The organism is Streptococcus minor DSM 17118 (genome assembly GCF_000377005.1).
GTDB classification, from domain to species: domain Bacteria; phylum Bacillota; class Bacilli; order Lactobacillales; family Streptococcaceae; genus Streptococcus; species Streptococcus minor.
In genome coordinates this window covers 378,930-403,819 of the sequence record NZ_AQYB01000033.1, presented here as the reverse complement: position 1 = coordinate 403,819, position 24,890 = coordinate 378,930, and the positions used below count along the sequence as shown (strand labels likewise).

Below are 24,890 nucleotides of genomic sequence, written 5' to 3'. Positions count from 1 at the left end.
ATTAAATCTATTGAATAAGGTATAATAGTGGGGTTAATGTTCGCAACACACCAAATTGATTTAAAAAGCATCAGGAGATTTTACTATGATTAATTTGCAAAATTTTGTGCAAGCGATGTATGCCAAGCGCATCGAAGACTGTTCTGACCAAGAGCTGTATTATGCCTTACTTGCTCTATCCAAGCACCGCAGCGAAGCGCAGTATACCAATGAGCAAAAGAAGAAAGTATATTATATCTCTGCTGAATTTTTGATTGGTAAACTCTTGTCAAACAATCTAATCAATCTCGGGATTTACGATGAGGTCAAAACACAGCTAGTTGCTGCAGGTAAAGATTTATTGGCGATTGAGGATGTCGAGTTAGAGCCTTCACTAGGAAATGGCGGTCTTGGTCGTCTAGCGGCTTGTTTCTTGGATTCTATTGCAAGTTTGGGATTGAATGGTGATGGAGTTGGTCTCAACTATCATTTTGGTCTGTTCCGTCAGCTTTTCCGCTTCCATCAACAGGCAGCTGTTCCTAATGAATGGATCACTCCACGGTCTTGGTTGACGGAGTCACCTATTTCATATAAAGTTCCTTTTGCTAACTTTACTCTGACTTCAAAGTTATACGATATTGATGTGCCGGGTTATAAGATGGAGCGTAAAAATCGTCTGCGTCTGTTTGATTTGGGCTCTGTTGATGACAATATCATTGATGATGGAATTGACTTTGATAAGGAGGATATCTTCCGTAATCTAACCCTCTTCCTGTATCCAGATGATTCCAATGACCAAGGGAAAATCTTGCGTATCTTCCAGCAATACTTCATGGTTTCCAATGCAGCACAGCTATTGATTGATGAAGCGATTGCCAAAGGTTCTAATCTCCATGATTTGGCAGAGTATGCTGTGGTCCAAATCAATGATACTCACCCTTCGTTGATTATTCCAGAGTTGATTCGTCTTTTAGAGTTGCGTGGTATTTCTTTTGATGAAGCGGTTGATATTGTGAAGAGCATGACAGCCTATACGAACCATACTATTTTGGCGGAAGCCCTAGAAAAATGGCCTCTTGATTTCTTGAATCGTGTTGTACCACATTTGGTGCCTTTCATCGAGGAATTGGACCGTCGGGCAAAAGCAGTGAAAGACGATGAGTCTGTCAATATCATTGATAGTCATGGGCGTGTTCACATGGCCCATATGGATATTCACTATGGATACTCTATTAATGGTGTGGCAGCCTTGCATACAGAAATCTTGAAATCGTCCGAACTCAAGCCTTTCTACGATCTCTATCCTGAGAAGTTTAACAATAAGACCAATGGGATTACTTTCCGCCGCTGGCTGATGCATGCTAATCCAAGATTATCGGCTTATCTAGACAAGTTGATTGGTCATGACTACCACCATGATGCTTCCAAGTTGGAACAACTCCTAGAATTTAAGAACGACAAGGATTTCAAAAATCATTTGGAAGAAATCAAGCAGCATAACAAACGGAAATTGCAACGCCATATCTTGAAAAATCAAGGTGTGGAGGTGAACCCAGAATCCATCTTTGATGTTCAAATCAAGCGTCTGCATGAGTACAAACGCCAACAGATGAATGTTCTGTATGTCATTCACAAGTATCTGGATATTAAGGCTGGCAACATTCCTGCTCGCCCCCTGACTGTTTTCTTTGGAGGTAAGGCAGCACCAGCTTATACTATTGCACAAGATATCATTCACTTGATTTTGGTCTTGTCACAGGTTATTAAAAATGATCCTGAAGTATCACCGCACTTGCAAGTTGTCATGATTGAAAACTACAATGTAACTGAAGCTAGTTTCATCATCCCAGCTGCAGATATTTCTGAGCAGATTTCTTTGGCTTCCAAAGAAGCTTCTGGAACAGGTAATATGAAATTCATGCTCAATGGGGCATTGACTATCGGTACGGATGATGGGGCTAATGTGGAAATTCATGAGCTAGTTGGCGATGAAAATATCTATATCTTTGGTGAAGATAGTCAGACAGTTATTGATCACTATGCTAATTGTAGCTATCATCCATATAGCTTCTATGAGCGTGAGGGCATTCGTCCATTGATTGACTTTATCACGAGCGATGTCATTCGTAATGCTGGCGGAATTGATGAGCGACTTTGGCGTTTGCAAGATAACCTCAAGCACAATGACCACTTTATGACTCTTCTGGATTTAGAGGATTATATTGTTACCAAGGAGCGTATGTTGGCTGACTATGAAGACCGTGATAGCTGGTTGGAAAAAGTTGTTGTCAATATCGCCAAGGCTGGTTTCTTCTCGTCTGACCGTACTATTGAGCAGTACAATGAAGATATCTGGCATCTTGAAAAGTAATGAGCAGAACAAGGCTAGGAGCAATCCAGCCTTTTCTTATACTTTTTTGAAAATAGAAAGAAGTATCGTAAAATTTTAGTTGAGATAAGTGTTCTCCTTGTCTTGCTAGCTAGTCGGATAATTGGCTATTCTTTGTACTTATAATCTTCGGAAATCACTGGAGTATGCTATAATAGGTCTATGCAAAAACGTCCAACTTCAGCCTATATTCATATTCCTTTTTGTACCCAGATTTGTTATTATTGTGACTTTTCCAAAGTCTTTATCAAAAATCAGCCTGTGGATACTTATCTGGAGAGGTTGATAGCAGAAGTATGCCATTATGATCTGCCTGCCCTCAAGACTCTCTATATCGGTGGAGGGACGCCTTCTGCCCTCTCTGCCCAGCAGTTGGACTATTTATTGACCAACTTAGAGAAAACATTAGATTTGACGCAGCTAGAAGAGTTCACGATTGAAGCAAATCCTGGCGATTTGACAGCAGATAAGATTGCAGTTTTAAAGAATTCAGCCTGTAATCGGATTTCTTTGGGTGTGCAAACTTTTGACAACAAGATGCTCAAGCGTATCGGTCGTAGCCACAATGAAGCCCAAATATATGAAACCGTTGATAGCCTCAAGCAAGCTGGATTTTACAATATCTCCATTGATTTGATTTATGCTTTACCTGGTCAGACCATGGAGCAGGTTGTTGATAACGTCGCCAAAGCTCTAGCTTTGGATATTCCCCATCTTAGCCTATATAGCTTGATTTTGGAAAACCATACAGTCTTTATGAATCGACAGAAGCGGGGAAAACTTCATCTTCCGGGAGAAGATGTCGAATCTGAGATGTTTGAATATATCCTGTCCGAATTGGAGAAACATGGCTTTGAGCATTATGAAATTTCCAATTTTACTAAGCCTGGCTTTGAAAGTCGCCATAATCTCATGTATTGGGATAATGCCGAATATTATGGACTGGGTGCAGGTGCCTCTGGTTATTTAAACGGTATGCGCTACCGCAATCGCGGTCCCATTCAGCACTATCTCAAGTCTATCCAGGAAAAGGGACATGCCCGTCTCCATGAAGAATATTTGACTTCTAGTGAGCAAATGGAAGAAGAAATGTTTCTGGGATTACGAAAAAAATCAGGCGTTTCTATCGCACGCTTCGAAGAAAAGTTTGGACATTCCTTTGAGGAAAGATATGGTAAGATTGTCCAAGAATTAGTCCAAGAAGGTCTCCTACAAAAGAAGGGAGATCGCATTCGCATGACGAAAAAAGGACTCTTTTTAGGAGATACTGTTGCTGAGCGCTTTATCATAGAATAGGAGTTACCATGGGTTTACAGTACGAAGAACACTTTACTATACCTTTTGACATGACAGATGTTAAACAAGAAATTATCATTTCGCAGTTTATCTCCCACTGTCTAGGCATTTCTGGTCGCCAATCCGCAAGCATTGGTCGTAGTGACCTAGATGTTTTTGAGCAATATGGTCTGGTCTGGGTAGTCACAGACTACGAATTATCGATTTTTAGATTGCCAAGCTACAATGAGACGGTTCGCATTGTGACAGAACCTATCTCTTACAATAAATTCTTTTGTTATCGGAAATTTTATGTTTATGATGAAGCGGGAAATTTACTCATTGATATTTTGAGCTATTTTGTTCTCATCCACTTTCAGGACCGAAAAGTAGTACCAGTACCAGATGATTTGATTGCCCCCTATCAGTCTGAGAAAGTTAAAAAAATTCAGCGTTCTCCTCGATACCAAGTCTTGGAAAATCCGGAAAGTAAGGATTATCGTATCCGTTACTTTGATATTGATATGAATGGTCATGTCAACAACAGCAAGTACTTAGAATGGATGTATGACGCTTTAGAATATGATTTCCTGTTGACTCATAGGCCAAGTCATATCCAGCTCAAGTATGTCAAAGAAGTGTCGCCAGGTGGTATCATTTCTTCCAAGGTTGAGTTAGAGAACTTGACCAGCCAACATGAAATCTGGTCTGAAGGACATATTCATGCCCAAGCCATTATCCAATGGGAGAAACGCGATGACAGATAAGGACAAGTGGCTGGATTGGGCTATCCGCCTTCAAAGTCTAGCTCAAAATGGTCTGGCTTATTCCAAAGATGTCTTTGATTTGGAGCGTTTTGAGGAAATTCGCCAGATTGCTGCTGAAATGCTAGTTACTCCTTCTGGTCTTCCTATTGAAACAGTAAAGGAGCTTTTCTGCAACGAATCTGGCTACCAGACACCAAAAATTGATACCAGAGCCGCTATTTTTAAGGATATGAAAATTCTTCTAGTTCAGGAGAGAGATGGTCGCTGGGCTTTACCGGGCGGTTGGTGTGATGTAGACCAGTCTGTCATGGATAACACCATCAAGGAGGTTAAGGAAGAAGCCGGCTTGGAAGTACAGGCTGAAAAGGTCATTGCTATCTTGGATAAGAAAAAGAACAATCCAGCTCAGTCTGCTCACCATGTGACCAAAGTTTTTATCCTGTGTACTAGCATGGGCGGAGAGTTTGTAGCCAATTCAGAAACTCTTGCCTGCGAATATTTTGAGTTAGATAAGTTGCCAGTTTTGTCCGAAGGCAAAACCACTGCCAAACAGATTGCTCTCTGCTTTGAAGCTGCAGCGGACGAGCATTGGCAAACCAGATTTGATTAAGGAGATAGTAGTGACTTATAAAGGATATTTGATTGATTTGGATGGGACTATTTACAAGGGGAAAGAGCGAATTCCTGCTGGTGAGCGTTTTGTGAAGGAGTTACAGAAACGCCAGATTCCCCATCTTTTTGTGACCAACAACACGACTAGGACACCAGAACAGGTTCAGACCATGTTGGCGGAAAACTTTGAGATACAAACACCACTCGATACAATCTATACCGCCTCTCTAGCTACAGTGGACTATATGAATGACATTGGTCGAAAGAAAACGGTCTATGTCATCGGAGAACACGGTCTCAAATCTGCTATTGCCCAAGCTGGGTACATAGAGGATAAAGAAAATCCAGCCTATGTTGTGGTGGGACTAGATTGGCAGGTTGACTATGAGAAGTTTGCCACTGCAACGCTAGCTATCGAAAAGGGTGCAGTGTTTATCGGAACCAATCCAGACCTTAATATCCCAACGGAACGTGGTCTCTTGCCTGGGGCAGGGTCTCTTTTGGCTCTTCTTGAAGCAGCGACTCGAATCAAACCACATATTGTTGGAAAGCCTCAGGCTTATATTATGAATAAGGCTTTGTCTCACCTAGGTACCAAGCTAGAAGAAACCATCATGGTGGGAGATAATTATCTGACGGATATTCGAGCAGGTATTGACAATGGCTTTCCCACTCTTCTAGTTCTGACTGGTTTTACCAAGGAAGAAGAAGTGGCTGATTTGCCCATTGCGCCTAGCCATATCCTCAAGAGCCTTGATGAATGGAGTTTTGATGAAAACTAAAATACAAGTTATGTCGACTGTTCTGACGAACCTATCGGCCGCCATACTGTTAACCATTTACCTAGCTTGGCTTTTCTATCCGCTGGAAATACAGTGGTTGAATCTGGAAAAGGTCGTCTATATGAAAGCAGAGGATATCCTCTATAATTTTCATATTCTGATGCAGTATTTGACAAATCCCTTTCAACATGTCCTAGCTATGCCTAATTTTTCTTCCTCAGCCGATGGACTTCATCATTTCCAACAGGTCAAGTGGCTTTTTCATTTGACCCAAGGTATTTTTTTGTTGAGTTTACCAGGAAGTATCATGTTCTTTAAAGAGGTTGTGAGAAAAGGTTATGGAAATCTCTTTCAGAAAGTCTATCTCTGGATGGCTATTATTCCCTTGTTACTTGCTCTTTTGGGAACCTTGATTGGTTTCAATTCTTTCTTTATTCTCTTCCACCAAATCCTCTTTGTGGGCGACTCAACATGGCTCTTTAATCCCAATACAGATCCTGTTATCTATATTTTGCCAGAAGCGTTTTTTCTACATTGTTTTATTGTTTTTTTCATTATTTACCAATGTTTTACCTGGGTCAGTTGGATTCTGTGTGTTAAGATTAAGAAATGAGTCTTCTTTCACCCTGTGAAAGGAGACTTATTTTATGGAATTGTGTCACTGTGATACCTTCCTTTAAGGAGTTATCCATTTGTTTTGTGAGATGGGCATAACCTAAGCTGGTTTCTTTTCAAATATTATTCAAAAACACTTGAATTTAATATATGTTTTCGCTATACTGAATGCTGGATAAATCAAAAATTAAGAATATTTGTGCTCACGTACATTTTTTGAGTATTTTAAAAACGTCTGAATAGGAGCTAATAATGTGTTTAAAAAAATAAAATATGGTATTCGTAAGTTGAGCGTCGGATTAGCATCGATTGCAATTGCTAGTATGTTTATCGGAGTCTCTCCTTCAGTACAAGCGAGACAGCAGACAGAGCCATCGCTTACTACCCATCCATCTTCCAATCGAAAAGAAGCAAACCTGCTATCTATCTCCTATGCTGATTTAACAGCAATTGAACAAACCTTGATTCGTTCGGAGAGGTTGATAGAAGTAACGGAACAAACTTACATATTGGTTTATAAACCAAGTTCTGTATCATCGAAAGAGTCTCATCTTCCTAAGACTTCCTCCATAGAAGACTATAACCTATTGTTATTGGGAATCGGCTCATTAGCTACTCTATTGTTTGTAGTGAAAAAAAGAAAAACGACAGCTCTGATATTACTATTAGGTGCAAGCTTGGTGAGCACTTCGTCACATATGATGAGCGCGGATGAAGCCTTGCAGTTTTTGTCGCTTTCATCAGTAACGGTACCGACATCTAATCAGTTAACTGTGGGTGATATAAAGAACTATGACTACGTTGGCTACATCCCTTTATCAGCTCTTCCTATGGATAGTGCTGTACGGTTATATGCCAATAAAATCTTGAAGGAGGAGGGTGAACCTCGTGATGTTCAGCCAACACCCAATCCTCCTTCAGAACCTCCAGTAGTTACAGAAGCCCCACCAACACCCCCAGTAGTTTCGGAACCCAAGGATGAGCAGCCTCCAACCCCTCCAGTGGTTACAGAAGCCCCACCAGCGCCCCCAGCGGTTTCAGAACCCAAGGACGAAAAGCCATCTGTTCCACCAGTGGTTACAGAGGCCCCACCAGCGCCCCCAGCGGTTTCAGAACCCAAGGACGAAAAGCCATCTGTTCCACCAGTGGTTACAGAGGCCCCACCGGCTCCCCCATCAGATTCAAAACCTAAGGATGAAGCGCCATCTATTCCACCAGTGGTTACAGAAGCCCCACCAGTAGATTCAGAACCCAAGGATGAGCAGCCTCCAACCCCTCCAGTGGTTACAGAAGAACCCCCAAAACCACCAGTAGATTCAGAAACGACAGAAGATGAGTCCGTTTCCCCAGACGATCCCAAACTTCGTCTGGAAACTATTGAAAGAGTAATGGATAGTTATAAAAATCTGGACTACCATTCAGAAGAAATCTACCGAGCAGCTGGGTATAGAAATAAACGTCCCGATTACAGCCATCTAGACAGTTTGCAGCTACAAGACTCTTTTGAGCGTGTCAAACAAACATTAGATCTTGTCATTCCGATGCTAATAGATTCTACACCCTCAGACATGGCACTCCAAGAAAAAGAAGAATATCTCCTGACTCATAAGGCATCTATTCTTTTGGGATTGGCCTATCTAGACAGATGGTACAGCATCCCCTTATCAGAGCAACGTCTTTTAAAAGATACTGTGTTAGAATACGTAAAACATTCTTCCGAGTCCCTTCCAATCTGGTTAGTGACACTAGGAAATCAGTCCATAGATGATCCATATTTACCAGAGAATACTGCTCACCTATTTGAAAGTCGATTTGCAAAAGTCACTAATGCTCCAACCATTTATGAATTTTTGAAACAAGAAGTAGCAATCTATCAACCTCAAACATCCTTGAATGACTGGTTTAAGCAAACAAGTAAAGCCTATATTGCTGAAAAACAGCCACAATCGGTTCCTATGAATATTGAAATTGTTGAGCGATTAAATCAGTTGAACTTACAAAATTTCTATTTGCCACTCCTTACCATGACAGAACCTTCCATTTACATCATCCCTACAGCCACAACCCTCACTTTTGGAGATATGGCAACTTATGTAGAGGAGAGTTTGGAACAAGTTGATTCAACAGCTTATGCTAACAAAATGGAAGAGCTAAAACAATTGATAGACAAGCATGCTCAATATCAGACAGACCACATCGATGTTTGGTATCGGCTTGCTAAAGAGGGTGTGAAGAAGAGATTGATGAATGGGTCAGTGGTAGTCTTTGATAGCTTATTGCAACAAACCACTAAGCAATGGGCAGCAAAAACGGGTCCTACTTCAACAAGAGCTGTTCGAGAGGTTTTGGCTCCATCAGGTCGTTACCATCATCGCACGCCAAATGCTGATGCATTTTCAAACGGCGACCTCATTCAATTTAGTGAAACCCCCATTTTACGAGATGACCTATCTCAAGGTGGCTCTATTTGGACGCATGAGTTGGTACATGCTTTAGAAGATACAGTCTATCTTGGAGGTCATGGACTAAGACCAGGTGTCGGTCAAGAAAGTTATGCTGAAGGTCTATTTCAAACAGTCCGCGATAGGAACGCTGGTTCAATTGGTTTAAATTTATATAGCACATTGACAACTGATGAGAAAAAACGTCTCTCAACAGTTAACACCAGTCCAAGCCGTTTCCAGAATAGCCAGGATTTAAAAGAGTACATGCATCGATTGTTTGATGTATTATATGTGTTAGATTTAGCAGAAGGGAATGCTCTACTTCAAACTTCGGAACTAGGTCGCAATCATTTGATTGGGCGGATGATTGGGGTAAAAGACCCAGATACGAATCATCATACGGATCAGGTTGTCGAAGCTAGTGATGTCAATAAGCAACTCCGAACGATTGATGATTTGATTGACAATCAGATTGTTATCAAACGCCATGATTTTAGAGGTAAAGTTAGCATTATTCGCGGTCCATCAGCAGATAGAAATACCTATGTTAGCGTCCCTTTGTTTTCTCCTATGTTTGGCCTGTTAGAAAATCCAAATGGAGCTTCTGGGGGCTATACCTTTAGACGTACAGCTTTTGAATTGTTGGCTCATAAAGGCTATGAAGAAGGCATGATTCCTTACATATCCGATCAGTATGCTGCTCAAGCCAAGTCCGAGGGCATAGAACTGAGCGATCAATATATTGTCTCACAGATCTTTAAAGATGATCCGACGATTAACAGCTTATCAGACTTCAAAAAAGCGATGTTCAGGGAGAGAGAAGCGAAAGTTTCAAGCCTAAAACCCATCACTATTACATATGAAAACCAGCCAGTGACTTTACAGAATTTTAGTGACATTGAACATCATATGAAAGAAGCTCTAAGAAAAGATTCCATTAGAATGTGGCGAACGCAAGGTGAAGCTGCAGGGCATGTTTATCAACTAAAATTAGCTATTTTCAAAGCCTATTTCGAAGATACAAAGGAATTCCAGGAGAGTATCTTTTTATCAGACAATTAAGTAGAAACTCATTTACTGATTAAACAAGTTTTATAGGAAATTTTAATTCTATTTAGCTGAAAAATATCTTGACACAGATGACAAATTACAGTATAATGAGGAAGACTTTGAAATTGAGGGGAGTGAAAAAAATGTCAAAAACTGTAGTACGCAAGAATGAGTCACTTGATGATGCTCTTCGCCGTTTCAAACGTGCGGTTACCAAAGCTGGTACACTTCAAGAAACACGTAAACGTGAATTCTACGAAAAACCATCTGTAAAACGTAAACGCAAATCAGAAGCAGCTCGTAAGCGTAAAAAATTCTAATAGAATATGAAAAACAGCTGCAAGGCTGTTTTTTATTGTACAAATCTATCTTTTAATTAAGGAGGATACCATGAGTATCTTAGTAACAGGTGGCTGTGGCTATATTGGAAGCCATACCGTTGTTGAATTGCTGAATCTGGGTCAAGATGTGGTCATTGTTGATGATTTATCCAATGCCAGTTCCTTAGTCGTAGACCGTATTGAAGAGATTACGGGTAAGAGGCCAGCTTTTTATCAGCTAGATGTATCAGATAAGGAGGGTCTTCGTGCTGTCTTTACCAAGGAAAAGATAGAAGCAGCCATCCATTTTGCAGCTTTTAAGGCCGTGGGTGAGTCAGTTCAAAAACCAGGTGCTTACTACCAAAATAATATCATGTCCATCCTATCTTTGGTAGAAGTAATGCCTGAATTTGGTGTCAAAAAGATTGTCTTCTCCTCTAGTGCGACAGTTTATGGCAGTTTCAATCCTTCTCCTTATAAGGAAGATATGCCAGTCGGTATTCCGACAAGTCCTTATGGCCAAACCAAGGTGATGTGTGAGCAGATTTTACGAGATATTTTCATATCAGATCCAAGCTGGTCTATTTCCTTGCTCCGTTACTTTAATCCTATCGGGGCTCATGAGTCCGGTTTGATTGGAGAAGATCCATCTGGTATTCCTAATAACCTCATGCCTTTTATCGCTCAGGTAGCAGTTGGAAAACGTGAGTTTCTCAACATCTTCGGGGATGATTATGATACACCAGATGGAACCTGTGTGCGAGACTATATTCATGTAGTTGATTTAGCCAAAGGACATGTTAAAGCGTTGGATAAGCTCAATGAAGCGCCTCTAGTTTATACTTATAATTTAGGTTCAGGGCGAGGAACCAGCGTCCTAGAATTGGTCAATACTTTCGTTCAAGTGACAGGAGTAGAAGTCCCTTATCAAATGGCTCCACGCCGAGCAGGTGACCTACCTTCTTTCTATGCCAATGCAGATAAAGCACTAGCTGAACTAGCTTGGAAGACAGAAAAAAGTATTGAAGATATGTGTCGAGATACTTGGAACTGGCAATCTAAGAATCCAAATGGCTATGGAAAACAATAAAAAATAAGAAGTTGAGTTAAATCAACTTCTTATTTTGACTTGCAATTCAAGGTTTTCAGGAGAATCTGGGGATTTCATAAAAAGAAAAAGAGTCTGGGGATATTGCATTTCCCAGACTTCTTTCTATTATTTATTTTTCAATAAGTCACGGATTTCCACAAGAAGTTCTTCTTGTGTTGGTCCAGCAGGAGCTTCTTCCTCAACTTTTTTAGGCATCGCTTTTTCAGCAGCTTTCACTACGAAGAAAAGAGAAGTACCAACAATCAAGAAGTTGATGATTGCGCTTAAGAAGCTACCGTATTTAACACCGTTCCAAGCAAGTTGAGAGATGTTTTCAACGTTTGCAGCTTTCAAAGCTGGGTTCAAGATGAGTGGTGTGATGATGTCAGTAACCAATGAAGTGATGATGGCTCCAAAAGCTCCACCAATAATAACAGCAACTGCCAAATCAAGCACATTTCCTTTAAATAAAAAGGCCTTTAAATCTTTTAACATATCCTAAACATGTCCTTTCATAAATATTATATTTGAATATTATATAGTATTTTGAAAAAAAATCAAGCATTCTATCCTGAAAAATTTACATTTGACCTATTTTGTTATAAAATAGAAAATGGTATGGTATGCTTAAACTCAGCATGAATCCTTGAAAGGAGGTAGTGGATGATTTCAAAAGATAAAATCAATGACATTAAACACTCTGTCAATATCGTTGATATTATTGGTGAGTCAGTTGCCCTCACAAAGGCTGGCCGAAATTATCTGGGACTTTGTCCCTTTCATGGTGAAAAAACGCCTTCCTTTAACGTTGTAGAAGATAAGCAATTTTATCATTGTTTTGGTTGTGGGCGTTCAGGAGATGTGTTTAAGTTCATCGAGGAAGCACGTGGAGTTTCTTTTTCAGAAAGTGTGCAGATTGTAGCTGAGAAGGCTGGATTTCAGCTTGATATCCCTGTTACAGACAGACAGACTAAAAATGGAAATCATCCCAACCAAGTCCTTTACGAGATCCATTCAGAAGCTAACAAGTTTTATCATGCTCTTCTGATGACGACAAAGATGGGAGAAGCAGCACGCCACTATCTATACCAGCGTGGCTTGACAGATGAGGTCATCAAGTATTTCCAAATTGGTCTAGCTCCTCAGGAAGCTAATTACCTCTATCAGCATTTATCTAAAAAATTTGTAGAAGCTGATTTGCTTCATTCAGGACTTTTCAACACTGGCAATGCCAACATGATTTATGATGCTTTTCAAGGCAGAATTATGTTTCCGCTGACGGATGAGTATGGTCGTGTGGTTGCATTTTCTGGTCGGATTTGGACAGAAAAAGATTTGGCTGATAAGCAGTTGGCTAAGTACAAAAATAGCCGAGCAACAGCTATATTTAATAAGAGCTATGAGCTCTATCATTTGGATAAGGCTAAGGCTTCTATCAAAAAGCATCGGGAAGTCTATCTGATGGAAGGTTTCATGGACGTGATTGCAGCCTATCGGGCTGGTCTTGAAAATGCTGTCGCTTCTATGGGAACAGCTCTGACAGCAGACCATGTCCGCCACTTAGCTAAGTATTGCCAAAACATTGTTTTGACGTATGATGGAGATAAGGCTGGACAAGCAGCAACTGCTAGGGCTTTGGAAGAATTGACAGATTTCAAGGTTGAAATTGTTTTTTTACCAGACCAGATGGACCCAGATGAGTATATTTCCAAGCATTCAGCAGAAGCTTTGGCGAATGTCCTAACCAAGTTCAGATTGACAGGTGTAGAGTTTTTGATTCAATATCTGAAGCCTGAAAATCCTGATAACCTACAAATGCAGATTGATTTTTTGGATAAGATTGCTCCTATCATTGCTCAGACCTCTTCCATTACTGCGCAAAATACCTATATTTACAAGGTATCAGATATGCTGGTTGATTTTGATTACCAGCAGGTGGAGGATGTGGTGAATCGGGCAAGAATTCACAACCGAAAGCAGCGACAAGAAGCTGCTCGTGTTCCGCAGGATTCCTATGTCAAACCACTGAGCCAGCCGATTATTTCTCAGCAGGAAAGGATTACCAATCTGATTCGGACAGAAAATCACTTGCTATATCGGATGACTGAGCACCCTTATCTTCTAAATGAATATCGATTGAGAGAGGATTTTCATTTTGTCACTCCTGAGTTGCAGACCTTGTTTGAGGTTTTAAAAGCTAATGGAGAAATTACGGCTTATGATTTGGCTGAACTAGATGAAGCAGTTCAACGAGCTTGGTATCGGGTTTTAGAAGAAAAACTGCCAGATGAAATCGGCGCCAATGAGATAGAAGACTTAGAATTCAATCGTCACCGAGAACAGATGAGGAGAGAAAATCGAAAAAGGTTAAAAAACGTTCGGGAACATTCTCATGTCGGAAACGATCAGCAGGCTCTTGATGAGATCGCAAGACTCATTGCACAAAAAAGAAAAATGGAGTAACTATGTCAGTAAAAAAAGCAGAAAAGAAAACAGAAGTCACTACTTTTGATGTTCAAGTAGCAGATTTTATTCGCAACCATAAGAAGGCAGGCACAGCCATTGATGATGAAATCAATGATAAATTAGCTATTCCTTTTACCTTGGATGCGGATGGCATTGATGATTTGTTACAACGGATTCAAGATGCAGGTATTTCAATTGTAGATAAGGATGGCAATCCAAGCTCACGTGTTATGCAGGTTGAAGAAGAGAAGGAGTTGACAGATGAAGAGTTGCTGGGAAGTAACTCGGCCAAGGTCAATGACCCAGTGCGTATGTACCTGAAGGAAATCGGTGTTGTCCCACTTTTGACGAACGAAGAGGAGCAAGAGTTGGCTCTGGCTGTTGAGGCGGGCGATGTGGAAGCCAAGCAACGCTTAGCAGAAGCTAACTTGCGATTGGTTGTATCCATTGCCAAGCGTTATGTTGGACGAGGCATGCAGTTCCTGGATTTGATTCAGGAAGGCAATATGGGCTTGATGAAGGCTGTTGATAAGTTTGATTATTCCAAAGGTTTCAAATTTTCAACTTATGCTACCTGGTGGATTCGTCAAGCTATCACACGGGCTATTGCAGACCAAGCTCGGACAATTCGTATTCCAGTTCATATGGTTGAGACAATCAATAAGCTAGTTCGCGAGCAGCGCAATCTCCTGCAAGAATTGGGTCAAGATCCAACACCAGAGCAGATTGCAGAGCGGATGGACATGACGCCGGATAAGGTTCGCGAAATCCTCAAGATTGCCCAAGAGCCGGTTTCCTTAGAAACACCTATTGGTGAAGAAGATGATAGTCACTTGGGTGATTTTATTGAGGATGAGGTAATTGAAAATCCAGTGGATTATACAACCCGCGTCGTTTTACGTGAACAGTTGGATGAAGTTTTAGATACCCTGACTGACCGTGAAGAAAATGTATTGCGTCTACGTTTTGGACTAGATGATGGAAAAATGCGTACATTGGAGGATGTTGGAAAAGTTTTCAACGTTACCCGTGAACGGATTAGACAAATTGAAGCCAAGGCTCTTCGGAAACTCCGCCATCCTTCTCGTAGTAAACCGCTAAGAGATTTCATGGAGGACTAACAATAGCCTAGAGCCTTATTTGGTTATTCGCCTAGGGCTCAAGAGAGTACTGCTAATAACAGTGCTTCTTAGAATGCAAAGAAGGCTTGTTCCACTCATAGTGCTATTGCCGTCTTTCCAAAAGTTTAGAAATTTACATTTTAAGATATAGTTGGTCGTTTATCGGGTTTCAACTTGCTATTGGATGTTTGCTGATTTGTAGAAAAAGAATGATGAGAATACCGAGCTCGAAAATGAGGGAGAAGAAATGTATACAGAAGATGAAGTGAAAGATATTCAAGAACGCATTTTTAGTGCTCTTGAAGAGGTCATTGACCCCGAATTGGGGATTGATATTATCAATCTAGGTCTCATCTATGAAATCCGTTTTACAGATGGTGAAGCAGAGATTGATATGACACTGACGACCATGGGTTGTCCATTGGCAGACCTGATTACAGACCAAATTCATGATGTCTTGAAAGATATACCAGAGGTCAAGAATGTAAATGTCCGTCTCGTTTGGTCGCCACCTTGGACTATTCAAAAAATGAGTCGATATGCCCGTATTGCACTAGGGATAAAATAGGCAAGTTTTAACTACAATAAGATACAGTTCTCATCTTGAGACTGTATTTTTTAAAGTCAAGAAAAGAGTTTATGAAGCATTAATTGTCCGTTCGATGCTTGATAACTATCAGCTAATTTATGTTTTGAATGCAGAATTGCCTATCCAATACGAGATGCTGCCTCGTTTGGTTGCGTGATAGTGCTGCCTCTACAAACCGTCAATAGATTTCATTTTAGTCTCTTATAAAGAGATAAGCCCTGATCACTGTATGTTGTTCTCAATCGTTGGAATTTATATCCAATTTTTGAGGCCAATACAGCTGATAAGGGCTTTTTACTGTTGCTAATTTAAAGAGTAATTAGTTTGTTGCCACTTCTGACGCGACTGATAGCCATAGCGACTATAAAGTAGAATAAGGCAAAAAGAAGGAGAACACCAATGGTCGGTAGGTAGCTACTAAGCTCACTGGACATGTCTTGGTTGCTCTTGACAACATAGTAGACAGGAAAGAGTTTAGCAAAGTTGAGAACTGGTTCGGACAAGACTTGGAGTGGAACAAAGACCCCTGATATGAAAGAAAGGCCTAAACCGAGAACTGTTGACAGACCAGAGTAGAGGAAGCGGTTATTGCCAATGATAACAGATGCCAGAAAGGCCATTGATAGAGCAGCACATGCAAAGGCAAAGGATACCAAGGCATATTTTAGAAAGATAGGTTGAGATAGAAGATTAGGTCTAAAAATTAAGGAACCTGTGATAAAGAGAAAAGTGATAAAGAATGCAATGACGCTACAGGCTATCAACTTGGCTTGGTTGATTGAAACTAGGCTAGTTGATGAGATCAACTGCCGTTGGAGAACTTTTATTTCCTGGAAGTTGGAAAGTAGTAGGCCAAATAGAGTGATAAAAATGGATATCAAAATATAGGTCATAAAGTTGAAGTAAAACTTGGCCCAAATACTGGCTTCGTTTTGATCGCTACTGTTCTTATTTTGTAGGACAACCACCTTGGCTTCCTTTGAGAAAGCCTGATTGAGTGTCTCGAAATCCATGCTCTTTTCTTTCATTATCGCTTTGGCAAAAGTAAAGTATCCATTGACCAAGGAGTACACTAAACTCGAACTGTTACTATTATTGGTGATGACCTGGATGGGGGATGTTTTTTTCATCATCTCGTTTTCCAAATCCACTGGTAGAACAATGATGCCATCCATTTCTCCTACAAAAATACGTTCCCTTAATGTCTCAAGAGGTTGGTCAGAAACTTCAACTTCATGATGGTTTTCCAAATACTCTTGAAAGGCATCGCCTAGGCTACTTTTTTCCTGCCGAACGAGAATCAAATCGAGAGAAGTATTGGAAAAATCTCCCCTTTCCTGAGGACTGAGGCTTTGATTAAGAGCTGACAGGATAAAGAATACAAGAGAATAGATGAGGATAATCCACTTCATCCGCCAAATGCTGGTCATCAAATATTTAAAGACTGTCATACTGGTTCCTCCTCAGTAGTAGTGTGGCCAATCCTAGGGCTAGTATGGAATAGGCTCCTAGCGTGGAGATAGCAAAGACGAGATTGCTACTGTTTGTCAGATTGTTTATCTGATACAAGGTGTCTGTTAGGATAGACATCGGATTGAACTTAGCAAAGAGTGGGGCATGTTTGTAAATCAGAAAACGCACTTGTATGGACATCAAGCCAGCTGCAAAGCTTAGAACATTGGTCAATAGAACTGCAAATATGACTTTGGTCGGCTCTTTGATTTTTTTGATGGCTCCTAGTGCATAACCAAGAGCTGTTCCACATAGATTGCCCATAAAGATTAAAAGCAAACTCTCTAAAGGATTTGAAAAAAGTTGAACCTTTAAAAAGTACACCACGTAGATATACAATAACAAAATTGCTATCATGGTTAAGGACATGTTGACAAAAAAGGAGGAGAGTATAAAGGTTGATTTTTTAAAGGGAGAGGAAGTTAGACGGGCTCCTAAAGTGGATAAATTAGGCTGAATGACCATACAGCTGGAGATAGCTCCAAACATAGAATAGAAACAGACCATTGCAAAGAGTGAATAGAAATAGACTGCAATCGGTTCTGTTTTTTGCTCTTCCTGCTGGACGGGAGATACTGAAAAATCAAGATAATTAGCAGCATCTCCCAAGGCTGTAGCCTGCTCCATTTGACTGAGGATGGAGCGTACGATAGATGGTTTGACACCACTCAAACTGGTAACGACCAATTCAGAGTCTTTGTTTACATAGGCCTCCACTTTTTTGTTTTTAAGCAAATCTTGGCCTTCTTGATCATTTTCAACTAGCCTTGTATCAAAGAGACCAGTTTCTGGGAAGACATAGGCTGCAAAAGATTCTTTTTGAACTGCAACGGGTATGGTTTCAACCTGAAAGGAAAAAGCACTGGTGAGAGCGACATGGAAGAAAGTCGCTAGTAGAGCAGGGAAAAGGAGTACCCAAAAGGTAAAACTTTTATCCCTCAAGATGGATTTTGCTAAATAATAGATTGATCTCAATAAATCCTTCATTTTAATCACGCAACTCCTTTCCTGTAAATGAGAGGAAGACATCGCTAAGACTAGGCTGCTCACTGTAGAGCTTCAAGTAGGCCAAGTTATGTTGCTCTAGCAGCTGAGCTATAGCTACAATGTTGCTTCCTTTTTGAGAAAATTGGAGAATGTAAACAGCTTTATTTTTATCCATCAGTTGCAAGTGAGGAAGATTTTCCATTTCTTTGATGATATCAGGTGCAGCTTGCTCCACCAATTCTAAATGGATGATTTCCTTTGTTGCAATCATGGATTTGAGCTCTTCCGGAGTACCATCGATAACATTGTGTCCTTTATCCATGATGATGATGCGGTCGCATAAGCTATCTGCTTCATCCAGATAGTGGGTGGTATAAACAATGGTAGCCCCTTCTTTATTGAGGCGTTTGATTCCTTGTAAGATAAAGTTGCGACTTTGGGCATCAACAGCCACAGTCGGTTCATCCAGAAAAATCAATTTTGGCTTATGGGCAATCCCACAGGCGATATTTAGTCGGCGCTTGAGACCACCACTTAATTTATTCGGATAAAATTTTCGATAATCTTCTAAGCCAACAAAGGCAATAGCTTCATTTACCAATACTTTGCGTTTTTGTTTATCCTTGATATAGAGGCCGCAGAAGAAGTCGATATTTTCGAAGACAGTCAACTGTTCAAAATAGGCCAATTCCTGAGGGACAACTCCAATGTTCTCCTTGATATGATAGGCATTTGGAGTCATAGCTTCACCAAAGATGCGAATATCTCCCTTGTCATAGGTCAACAGGCCCAACATGCAGTTGATAGCAGTCGTTTTACCACAACCATTTGGCCCTAAGAAACCTAGGATTTCACCTTCGTTGACTTCTAGGTTAAAATGATCAAGAGCTACCAATTCTTTGTATCGTTTGACTAACTGTTTGATTTTAATTGTTTTCATGAAAAACTCCTTTTCTATACCTGATAGTGATGATGCTTTCCTTCTATATCTACTATACCTTTCTATATTTTAAATAACTAGTGTCTCTGATCACAAGTTTATGTGAAAATAATCATATTTTCTTTGGAAAGACTAGCCATTCTGTATGAAATACCTTATACTAATAATAGAATGGAATTTGGGCAGTGTATCTTATGAACATAAATATCGTCTAAGAGTTGCACAAGAAAGTTATTTTTCCCAGAATCTTAGGATCTATGAATGTATACATTCCAGTGTCTACTTTGATCTAAACCATTTACTGTTTAGTTTGTTGAGGGGAGGGGTTATGCGTAAGATTATTGAAAAAATTGTTTTAGCAATTGTGTGTTATAGTTTTTTAGTCCTGATGTATGATAGGCAGGAACAGATTGGTTTTTTACTAGCATCTCTGATTCTATCTTTGTTAGTGGATATTATTGGTCAAACCAATTTCAAACTGGCTGTTTTAGCTTGCCACACTTTGCTTTTTCTCCTCTTTCCAGAAGCCTTTTTTTTCTATCCATTGTTTGTATATTCCTGTCTTCAAGTTGTGCATTACTGGGGATTAATGAGTCTGTTACTACTTCTGGCTATGCCGTCGCCACTATCGTTTATCCTTAGTGTGTTGGCAGCCTACTTAGCCTACCAAACACAGGCAGCACAAGACTATAAAGTTCAAAGTACACAAATACAGAATCAACTATCTCAAGATAAGATGGCTCTACGTCGGAAGCAACAACAGTTGGAGCAGGACCAAGTCAAAAACTTAGAAATTGCTACCTTGTCTGAGCGTAATCGTATTGCTCACAGCCTGCATGATTCGATTGGTCACCTTATTAGCAGTAGTATTTTGCAACTGGAAGCTCTCCAAATTACGACTCAAGATGAGGCCACTCGTGGTCAACTAGAGGTTCTATCAGAACATCTGCAAACAGGCATGACAGATATCCGACAGACCCTTCACCAACTTTATAACGAGTCCTTTGACCTTCGTCAGCGCTTGGAAGAAAACTTGCAGCCACTGAGAAATCGGGAATTAACCTTTCATTATAGTATTGAGTCAGTTTTACCCCTCTCGGTTAAACTTGACTTTGTGACGATTGTAAAGGAGCTGGTCACCAACTGTTGCAAGCACTCTAATAGCGATCAGGTGAGATTGGTGATAGTTGAGCAACCTACCTTTTACAGCTTAACTTATCAGGATAATGGAAAGAACCATCCCAATAGTGCCAAAGGAATAGGACTTTACTCTATAGAAGAAATAGTTGGAAAGTATAGTGGCAATCTCAACATTGACCAAACCGAGGGCTATCACTTGCATCTGATTTTTAGGAAGGAGGCTATAGCATAATGAAAAAGCTCGTTGTTATTGATGATGATTACCTAGTGGTTCAAGCTTTGGAGACTATCGTCAACTCAAAGGAAAACTTATCAGTCGTGGCAACAGGCCATAGTGGACAAGAGGCTATCGACCTGTACCAAGAGCACCAGCCAGATCTCCTGTTGATGGATATTCGTATGGAGCCAATGTCGGGGATAGAAGCAGCAGCCGAGATTTTGAAAAGGGATTCATCTGCTAAGATTCTCTTTATTACTACTTTTCAAGATGATGACTATATTACCAAGGCTATGTCTTTGGGCTGTCGAGGATATATTTTAAAACAGAATATTAAGGGGATTGTTCCTGCCGTTGAAGCAGTTGAAAATGGACATTTGGTTTTTGATTCTCAGATTATCCAGTCTATTCATCCAAGTAAGGCAGAGGTGAACTTGAAAGAGTTGACTGAACGTGAAAACCAGTTGTTGCGATTAGTGGCTGATGGCCTAAACAACAAGGAAATTGCAGATATTCTTTTCCTGAGTGAGGGAACTGTGCGTAACTATGTTTCTGCCTTGATGGAAAAATTGCAATTACGCGATCGAACTCAACTTGCAGTTTATTATTATAAGCATCGTTCGTAACAAAAGAAAAACCGCTGAACTCGTAAAGAGTCTAGCGGTTTTTGATTATGTGACTTTTAGTCCGTCTCGCTCCGTAAGGTGCGAGACAAATAAACCACCCGCTATGCGGGTGCGCATCGCAGGTTATACCAAAAAACTCCAAACGCGATACAATAAAGGTGTTCAAGCCTATTGCAAAGCGAAAGGAGAAAAATATGGCACAGAAGGCACATAGTTTATCACATACAAAGTGGATGTGTAAATACCACATTGTGTTTACACCTAAGTATAGACGAAAAGTTATTTATAATCAATATAGAAGCAGTTTAGGAGAAATATTTCGCCGTTTATATAGTTACAAAGGGGTTGAAATAATCGAGGGGCATCTAATGCCAGACCATGTTCATATGCTTGTCAGTATTCCACCAAGAGTAAGTGTTTCAAGTTTCATGGGTTATTTAAAAGGTAAAAGTGCTCTTATGATGTTTGATAAACACGCGAATCTCAAATACAAATTTGGCAATCGCCATTTTTGGGCAGAGGGTTATTATGTAAGCACGGTAGGACTTAACGAAGCCACGATAAAAAAATATATCCAAGAACAGGAAAAACATGACATTGCACTTGATAAATTGAGTGTGAAAGAGTACGAAGATCCCTTTAGGGATGATGGTAAGAAATACTAAGGCCTCTTTAAGAGGCAAGTGACGAGTCAAAAGCGATTAGGCTTGAACAAAGTGAAAGCCAGCGTCTTTAGGCGCTGGCTGGTGATGTGGGCTTATAGCCCTTGTTCAAACCACCCGTTTGACGGGTGGTTATGATTTAGTTTATTTTTGGAAAAATTGTTGGATCAACTGTCCACCATAAATCCAAAAATAACTGTAGGATATGATGGACAAGGGCTTACAAATAAGGATGATGGCAATAAATTTTTTGTAGGACATGCTGGTCAGACCAGTAATCATGACCATAACATCAGCTGGGGAAATAGGAGAAAGCATGCAGAGAATAAAGAAGATTTCATAGCCACGCTTATCATCAATCTTGCTTTCATACTTATCAAATGTTTCTTCCTTCATAAATAACAGGCAGAACTTCTTGCCATAGGTTCGTGATAACCAGAAGAGGATGATACTACCAATGATAATTCCGATATAGTTCACCACAAATCCCCACAAAGGACCAAAAACCAGAATGCCAACAACCGTGGTCACACCACCTGGAATAATAGGAAAAACGACCTGAATAATTTGAATGAGGACATAAGAGAGACTGCCTAGAGAACCTTGTTGTTGCAAAAATTCCTTAAGAAGGTTTTGGTCATTTAAAATCCCAATTTTATACAACCAGATAATCAGGAAGAAGGTTGCAATCAGAATGAGAATGCTTAATAGATGAATTGTTTTTTGCCAAAATTTATACATAACTTCATTGTACCATATAAGAGGAATTTTTCCGATTTCTTTCTAAAATATAAATTTATTTGCTTTTTAAAAAAAATTTGTTATAATATGTAGCGTAACGAATTTGGGGTCGTTACGGATTCGACAGGCATTATGAGGCTTGTTTTGCAACCCGAATGGCGGCGTAACCGCTCAGTTTAAATATAACTGCAAAAAATACAAACTCTTACGCTTTAGCTGCCTAAAAAACAGCAGGTGTGATCAATCCCAAATTGCTTGCGTTTGGGAATTGGTCTTAAAATAGCAGGCTACGGCAACAGTTTGTCAGAGACTATTGCAAGAGAACGACTGACTCGCAAGACTTGGGCTTGAGTTATGTGTCAAGGTCTTGTTAAAATAACACATAACCTATGGTTGTAGACAAATAAGTTAGCAGGTGTTTGGACGTGGGTTCGACTCCCACCGGCTCCATGTTTTAAAATGGAAGATTACTCAAGAGGCTTAAGAGGCCGTGTTGGAAACGCGGTAGGCGTGTAACAGCGTGCGTGGGTTCGAATCCCATGTCTTCCGTCAGAGAATGAGCATTGGCAACAATGCTTTTTTTGTGTTTAAAAGGTGGCAAAAGCCACCTCCTATTGTAGATTTAGTTTTTTGGTCATGATATAGTGAGTACCAAAGTAATAGATAAGGATGAGGACAAGATTCATCACAATATGCAGTGGTTGGAAGAATGGGAGAAAATTGAGATTGCTCATATAGCCAGTACTTAAAAGGGCAGTGGTAGTAAAGCTTCCAATCACAAAGTTGATACCAAAGTAGGTAATAATTGCCATCAATAGGCGATGGTCTTTAAAGAGTTGGCCAATTGAAATGGAGAAATAGGCCAAGAATACCCCACCAATACTATCGAGTAATCCACTGATGAAAACACTCAGGATACTAATAGTATCAATTTCTTGAAGTGCTATAATCAATTGGTTGAATTCTTTACCAATGAAAGGATAAGCTTCGGTTGGTATGGCAAGAAAAGCAATGATTGAAATACTGAGCAAGATTGTAAGACCTGCAAAAGTATACCACATGATAGCAGCAGCAAACTTGCTTAGTATGATTTGATGACTCGTAACGGGTAAGGTCATGGTCAGATAGCCTTGACGGCCGTAAATGTTTTTATAAAAGCGACTCACAACCAATATAAATGTTGAAATGACCAGTCCTGCGATAAGGAGCATAAAGGCGAACCACATGATACCAAAAAGTAATCCTTCAGTATTACCAAGTCCGTTTGTATTGACATTGGCATTGTGGTCAATTCGGTAAACAACCGACTTCATCCAAATACCTAGGATAACAGATAAGGAAAGGACAATCCCATAAAGGGTGAAGTACCATTTTCCCAGTGATTTAAATTCGTGTTTTAATAATTTGCCAAACATATTTCTTCCTTTCTGCAACCTAGGCCCTAAAGTCATTGCGGAAAAGCTCGTCAATGGACAAGCCACTTTCGATGCGCAGATCGTCTACATTGCCATGACGTACAACACTTCCATTTTGAAGGAAAATAACTTCATCCAGGATGTGCTCTACATCGGAAATGAGGTGAGTAGAGATGATGACAGATGCGGTTGGAGAGTAGTTGTTGATAATCGTTTTGAGGATATAATCTCTCGCAGCAGGATCGACCCCGCCAATAGGTTCATCTAAGATATAGAGTTGGGCCTGACGACACATGACTAGAATCAGTTGAACTTTTTCTTTGTTTCCTTTTGATAGATGACGCATGCGACTGTTAGGGTCAATGTGCAGATCTTCTAAAAGGTGGAGGGCACGTCCATGATCAAAATCAGCATAGAAGTCACTAAAAAACTCGATAGCTTGACTGACCTTCATGTTTTCATCCAAATAGGTAGTATCTGGTAGATAGGAGATAATGTTTTTGGTTTCAGGTGAAGGAGTGTGTCCTTTGATAAGGATTTGGCCATAGTCAGGTTGAAGAAGGCCATTTAAGAGTTTGATCAGAGTGGTCTTGCCAGAACCGTTGGGGCCAAGCAAGCCGATGATTTTACCAGCACCTAGTCGCAAGTTTATATTGTTCAGAGCTACCAGACTGCTGTATGACTTGGATACTTGCTGGATTTCTACAAGGTTAGATGGCATGTCCATAAGAATCTCCTTTTAAAAAATGTTCTAGTTGACTGACCAAATCAGTCTCTTCAAATCCAAGATTGAGCATATTGGACACAAAAGTGTCTAGCTCTTTCTTGGCTAATTCAACCCGTGTTTCCTGAATGAGGTCTTCATTTTCTGTTACAAATCGTCCGGTAGTCCGAACAGAATAGACGAATCCTTCTGTTTCTAGATCTGAGAGGGCACGTTGTACAGTGTTAGGATTGACACCAGCTATTTCTGCTAGATCTCGAACAGTGGGTAACTTATCGCCTGATTTCAACTGTTTGGTGACAATCTGTAGCTTGATGATATTGCTGATTTGGATGTAGATTGGGATATTATTGTCAAATTTCCAAGCCATTTTGCTTCCTTTCTATACAATTTCTGGAGTGTGATAAAGCCAGTTTTCATATTTTTG

23 protein-coding genes, 1 tRNA gene and 1 other RNA gene are annotated in these 24,890 nt (G+C 40.1%); 17 read left to right on the top strand and 8 right to left on the bottom strand.

The window, feature by feature from the left end; all coding sequences use genetic code 11:
* Positions 1-85 precede the first annotated feature (85 nt).
* The 9 genes from glgP to galE all read left to right on the top strand — a co-directional run bounded on the left by glgP (position 86) and on the right by galE (position 11,323).
* Positions 86-2,350, top strand: a complete 2,265-nt coding sequence (gene glgP / locus F602_RS0108250) for a glycogen/starch/alpha-glucan family phosphorylase (RefSeq protein ID WP_018167500.1) — start codon at positions 86-88, stop codon at positions 2,348-2,350.
* A gap of 180 nt (positions 2,351-2,530) precedes the next feature.
* The gene (gene hemW, locus F602_RS0108245; protein WP_018167499.1) at positions 2,531-3,664 is read left to right on the top strand and encodes a radical SAM family heme chaperone HemW; all 1,134 of its coding nucleotides are present in this window, start codon (positions 2,531-2,533) and stop codon (positions 3,662-3,664) included.
* Positions 3,665-3,672: 8 nt separating this feature from the next.
* Positions 3,673-4,410 (top strand): acyl-ACP thioesterase domain-containing protein, encoded by a 738-nt coding sequence (locus F602_RS0108240; protein WP_018167498.1) that lies wholly within the window; start codon positions 3,673-3,675, stop codon positions 4,408-4,410.
* Complete coding sequence (locus F602_RS0108235) at positions 4,400-5,020, top strand: NUDIX hydrolase N-terminal domain-containing protein (RefSeq protein WP_018167497.1); 621 nt, start codon at positions 4,400-4,402, stop codon at positions 5,018-5,020. Before F602_RS0108240 ends, F602_RS0108235 begins: the two co-directional genes overlap by 11 nt.
* A 10-nt stretch (positions 5,021-5,030) precedes the next feature.
* The gene (locus tag F602_RS0108230) at positions 5,031-5,804 is read left to right on the top strand and encodes a TIGR01457 family HAD-type hydrolase (protein WP_018167496.1); all 774 of its coding nucleotides are present in this window, start codon (positions 5,031-5,033) and stop codon (positions 5,802-5,804) included.
* Positions 5,794-6,417: a TIGR01906 family membrane protein gene (locus F602_RS0108225; RefSeq protein WP_026183382.1), complete on the top strand. Its 624-nt coding sequence runs from the start codon at positions 5,794-5,796 to the stop codon at positions 6,415-6,417. The genes F602_RS0108230 and F602_RS0108225 overlap by 11 nt, the downstream gene beginning before the upstream one ends.
* A gap of 256 nt (positions 6,418-6,673) precedes the next feature.
* Positions 6,674-9,925: a ZmpA/ZmpB/ZmpC family metallo-endopeptidase gene (locus F602_RS0108220; protein ID WP_018167494.1), complete on the top strand. Its 3,252-nt coding sequence runs from the start codon at positions 6,674-6,676 to the stop codon at positions 9,923-9,925.
* 131 nt (positions 9,926-10,056) lie between these two features.
* The gene (gene rpsU / locus F602_RS0108215) at positions 10,057-10,233 is read left to right on the top strand and encodes a 30S ribosomal protein S21 (RefSeq protein ID WP_000048054.1); all 177 of its coding nucleotides are present in this window, start codon (positions 10,057-10,059) and stop codon (positions 10,231-10,233) included.
* 70 nt (positions 10,234-10,303) lie between these two features.
* Positions 10,304-11,323, top strand: a complete 1,020-nt coding sequence (gene galE / locus F602_RS0108210) for a UDP-glucose 4-epimerase GalE (RefSeq protein WP_018167493.1) — start codon at positions 10,304-10,306, stop codon at positions 11,321-11,323.
* Positions 11,324-11,449: 126 nt separating this feature from the next.
* Here the strand turns inward: galE and mscL are convergent, their stop codons facing one another.
* Entirely contained in the window at positions 11,450-11,818 is a 369-nt protein-coding gene (gene mscL / locus F602_RS0108205; RefSeq protein WP_018167492.1) for a large conductance mechanosensitive channel protein MscL, read from the bottom strand.
* Between the two features lie 168 nt (positions 11,819-11,986).
* On the opposite strand from mscL, the gene dnaG reads away from it, so the two are divergent.
* The 3 genes from dnaG (at position 11,987) to F602_RS0108190 (ending at position 15,478) form a co-directional block, all read left to right on the top strand.
* Positions 11,987-13,786 carry a DNA primase gene (gene dnaG / locus F602_RS0108200; protein ID WP_018167491.1) on the top strand — a complete coding sequence of 600 codons (1,800 nt, stop codon included), beginning with the start codon at positions 11,987-11,989 and terminating at the stop codon, positions 13,784-13,786.
* 2 nt (positions 13,787-13,788) lie between these two features.
* Positions 13,789-14,910, top strand: a complete 1,122-nt coding sequence (gene rpoD, locus F602_RS0108195; RefSeq protein WP_018167490.1) for an RNA polymerase sigma factor RpoD — start codon at positions 13,789-13,791, stop codon at positions 14,908-14,910.
* A gap of 247 nt (positions 14,911-15,157) precedes the next feature.
* Positions 15,158-15,478 (top strand): metal-sulfur cluster assembly factor, encoded by a 321-nt coding sequence (locus tag F602_RS0108190; RefSeq protein ID WP_018167489.1) that lies wholly within the window; start codon positions 15,158-15,160, stop codon positions 15,476-15,478.
* Between the two features lie 329 nt (positions 15,479-15,807).
* Here F602_RS0108190 and F602_RS0108185 read toward each other — a convergent pair whose 3' ends face one another.
* From F602_RS0108185 to F602_RS0108175, 3 genes are read right to left on the bottom strand one after another with little or no spacing between them, the layout of a single operon-like run.
* Positions 15,808-16,950, bottom strand: a complete 1,143-nt coding sequence (locus F602_RS0108185; protein ID WP_018167488.1) for an ABC transporter permease — start codon at positions 16,948-16,950, stop codon at positions 15,808-15,810.
* Positions 16,937-17,998, bottom strand: coding sequence for an ABC transporter permease (locus F602_RS0108180; RefSeq protein WP_040840096.1), 1,062 nt, complete (start codon positions 17,996-17,998; stop codon positions 16,937-16,939). Before F602_RS0108180 ends, F602_RS0108185 begins: the two co-directional genes overlap by 14 nt.
* Before the next feature lies 1 nt (position 17,999).
* A complete protein-coding gene (locus tag F602_RS0108175; protein WP_018167486.1) occupies positions 18,000-18,938 on the bottom strand; it encodes an ABC transporter ATP-binding protein in 939 nt (312 codons plus the stop codon).
* A 328-nt stretch (positions 18,939-19,266) separates the two neighbouring features.
* Between F602_RS0108175 and F602_RS0108170 the strand changes: the two genes are divergently transcribed.
* The 3 genes from F602_RS0108170 (at position 19,267) to tnpA (ending at position 21,586) form a co-directional block, all read left to right on the top strand.
* Entirely contained in the window at positions 19,267-20,310 is a 1,044-nt protein-coding gene (locus tag F602_RS0108170; RefSeq protein WP_018167485.1) for a sensor histidine kinase, read from the top strand.
* Entirely contained in the window at positions 20,310-20,921 is a 612-nt protein-coding gene (locus F602_RS0108165; protein WP_018167484.1) for a response regulator transcription factor, read from the top strand. Before F602_RS0108170 ends, F602_RS0108165 begins: the two co-directional genes overlap by 1 nt.
* 194 nt (positions 20,922-21,115) lie before the next feature.
* Positions 21,116-21,586, top strand: a complete 471-nt coding sequence (gene tnpA / locus F602_RS0108160; protein ID WP_018167483.1) for an IS200/IS605 family transposase — start codon at positions 21,116-21,118, stop codon at positions 21,584-21,586.
* A 141-nt stretch (positions 21,587-21,727) separates the two neighbouring features.
* On the opposite strand, the gene F602_RS0108155 is transcribed toward tnpA, so the two are convergent.
* Positions 21,728-22,324, bottom strand: coding sequence for a TVP38/TMEM64 family protein (locus F602_RS0108155; RefSeq protein WP_018167482.1), 597 nt, complete (start codon positions 22,322-22,324; stop codon positions 21,728-21,730).
* Positions 22,325-22,429: 105 nt separating this feature from the next.
* Between F602_RS0108155 and ssrA the strand changes: the two genes are divergently transcribed.
* Both ssrA and F602_RS0108150 read left to right on the top strand, forming a co-directional pair.
* Positions 22,430-22,777: a transfer-messenger RNA gene (ssrA, locus tag F602_RS10790) on the top strand.
* Positions 22,778-22,785: 8 nt separating this feature from the next.
* A tRNA-Ser gene (locus F602_RS0108150) sits at positions 22,786-22,873 on the top strand.
* A 62-nt stretch (positions 22,874-22,935) separates the two neighbouring features.
* On the opposite strand, the gene F602_RS0108145 is transcribed toward F602_RS0108150, so the two are convergent.
* The 3 genes from F602_RS0108145 to F602_RS0108135 are packed head-to-tail and all read right to left on the bottom strand — an operon-like array spanning position 22,936 to position 24,833.
* Complete coding sequence (locus F602_RS0108145; protein WP_018167481.1) at positions 22,936-23,739, bottom strand: hypothetical protein; 804 nt, start codon at positions 23,737-23,739, stop codon at positions 22,936-22,938.
* Between the two features lie 19 nt (positions 23,740-23,758).
* The gene (locus F602_RS0108140) at positions 23,759-24,466 is read right to left on the bottom strand and encodes an ABC transporter ATP-binding protein (protein ID WP_018167480.1); all 708 of its coding nucleotides are present in this window, start codon (positions 24,464-24,466) and stop codon (positions 23,759-23,761) included.
* Entirely contained in the window at positions 24,450-24,833 is a 384-nt protein-coding gene (locus F602_RS0108135; RefSeq protein WP_018167479.1) for a GntR family transcriptional regulator, read from the bottom strand. Before F602_RS0108135 ends, F602_RS0108140 begins: the two co-directional genes overlap by 17 nt.
* Between the last annotated feature and the right edge of the window lie 57 nt (positions 24,834-24,890).

Bases quoted from the DNA above. Each gene is read 5' to 3' on its own strand.
- glgP (WP_018167500.1), top strand. From the start codon at position 86: ATGATTAATTTGCAAAATTTTGTGCAAGCGATGTATGCCAAGCGCATC.
- hemW (WP_018167499.1), top strand. From the start codon at position 2,531: ATGCAAAAACGTCCAACTTCAGCCTATATTCATATTCCTTTTTGTACC.
- F602_RS0108240 (WP_018167498.1), top strand. From the start codon at position 3,673: ATGGGTTTACAGTACGAAGAACACTTTACTATACCTTTTGACATGACA.
- F602_RS0108235 (WP_018167497.1), top strand. From the start codon at position 4,400: ATGACAGATAAGGACAAGTGGCTGGATTGGGCTATCCGCCTTCAAAGT.
- F602_RS0108225 (WP_026183382.1), top strand. From the start codon at position 5,794: ATGAAAACTAAAATACAAGTTATGTCGACTGTTCTGACGAACCTATCG.
- rpsU (WP_000048054.1), top strand. From the start codon at position 10,057: ATGTCAAAAACTGTAGTACGCAAGAATGAGTCACTTGATGATGCTCTT.
- galE (WP_018167493.1), top strand. From the start codon at position 10,304: ATGAGTATCTTAGTAACAGGTGGCTGTGGCTATATTGGAAGCCATACC.
- mscL (WP_018167492.1), bottom strand. From the start codon at position 11,818: ATGTTAAAAGATTTAAAGGCCTTTTTATTTAAAGGAAATGTGCTTGAT.
- dnaG (WP_018167491.1), top strand. From the start codon at position 11,987: ATGATTTCAAAAGATAAAATCAATGACATTAAACACTCTGTCAATATC.
- rpoD (WP_018167490.1), top strand. From the start codon at position 13,789: ATGTCAGTAAAAAAAGCAGAAAAGAAAACAGAAGTCACTACTTTTGAT.
- F602_RS0108190 (WP_018167489.1), top strand. From the start codon at position 15,158: ATGTATACAGAAGATGAAGTGAAAGATATTCAAGAACGCATTTTTAGT.
- F602_RS0108185 (WP_018167488.1), bottom strand. From the start codon at position 16,950: ATGACAGTCTTTAAATATTTGATGACCAGCATTTGGCGGATGAAGTGG.
- F602_RS0108180 (WP_040840096.1), bottom strand. From the start codon at position 17,998: ATGAAGGATTTATTGAGATCAATCTATTATTTAGCAAAATCCATCTTG.
- F602_RS0108175 (WP_018167486.1), bottom strand. From the start codon at position 18,938: ATGAAAACAATTAAAATCAAACAGTTAGTCAAACGATACAAAGAATTG.
- F602_RS0108170 (WP_018167485.1), top strand. From the start codon at position 19,267: ATGCGTAAGATTATTGAAAAAATTGTTTTAGCAATTGTGTGTTATAGT.
- F602_RS0108165 (WP_018167484.1), top strand. From the start codon at position 20,310: ATGAAAAAGCTCGTTGTTATTGATGATGATTACCTAGTGGTTCAAGCT.
- tnpA (WP_018167483.1), top strand. From the start codon at position 21,116: ATGGCACAGAAGGCACATAGTTTATCACATACAAAGTGGATGTGTAAA.
- F602_RS0108155 (WP_018167482.1), bottom strand. From the start codon at position 22,324: ATGTATAAATTTTGGCAAAAAACAATTCATCTATTAAGCATTCTCATT.
- F602_RS0108145 (WP_018167481.1), bottom strand. From the start codon at position 23,739: ATGTTTGGCAAATTATTAAAACACGAATTTAAATCACTGGGAAAATGG.
- F602_RS0108140 (WP_018167480.1), bottom strand. From the start codon at position 24,466: ATGGACATGCCATCTAACCTTGTAGAAATCCAGCAAGTATCCAAGTCA.
- F602_RS0108135 (WP_018167479.1), bottom strand. From the start codon at position 24,833: ATGGCTTGGAAATTTGACAATAATATCCCAATCTACATCCAAATCAGC.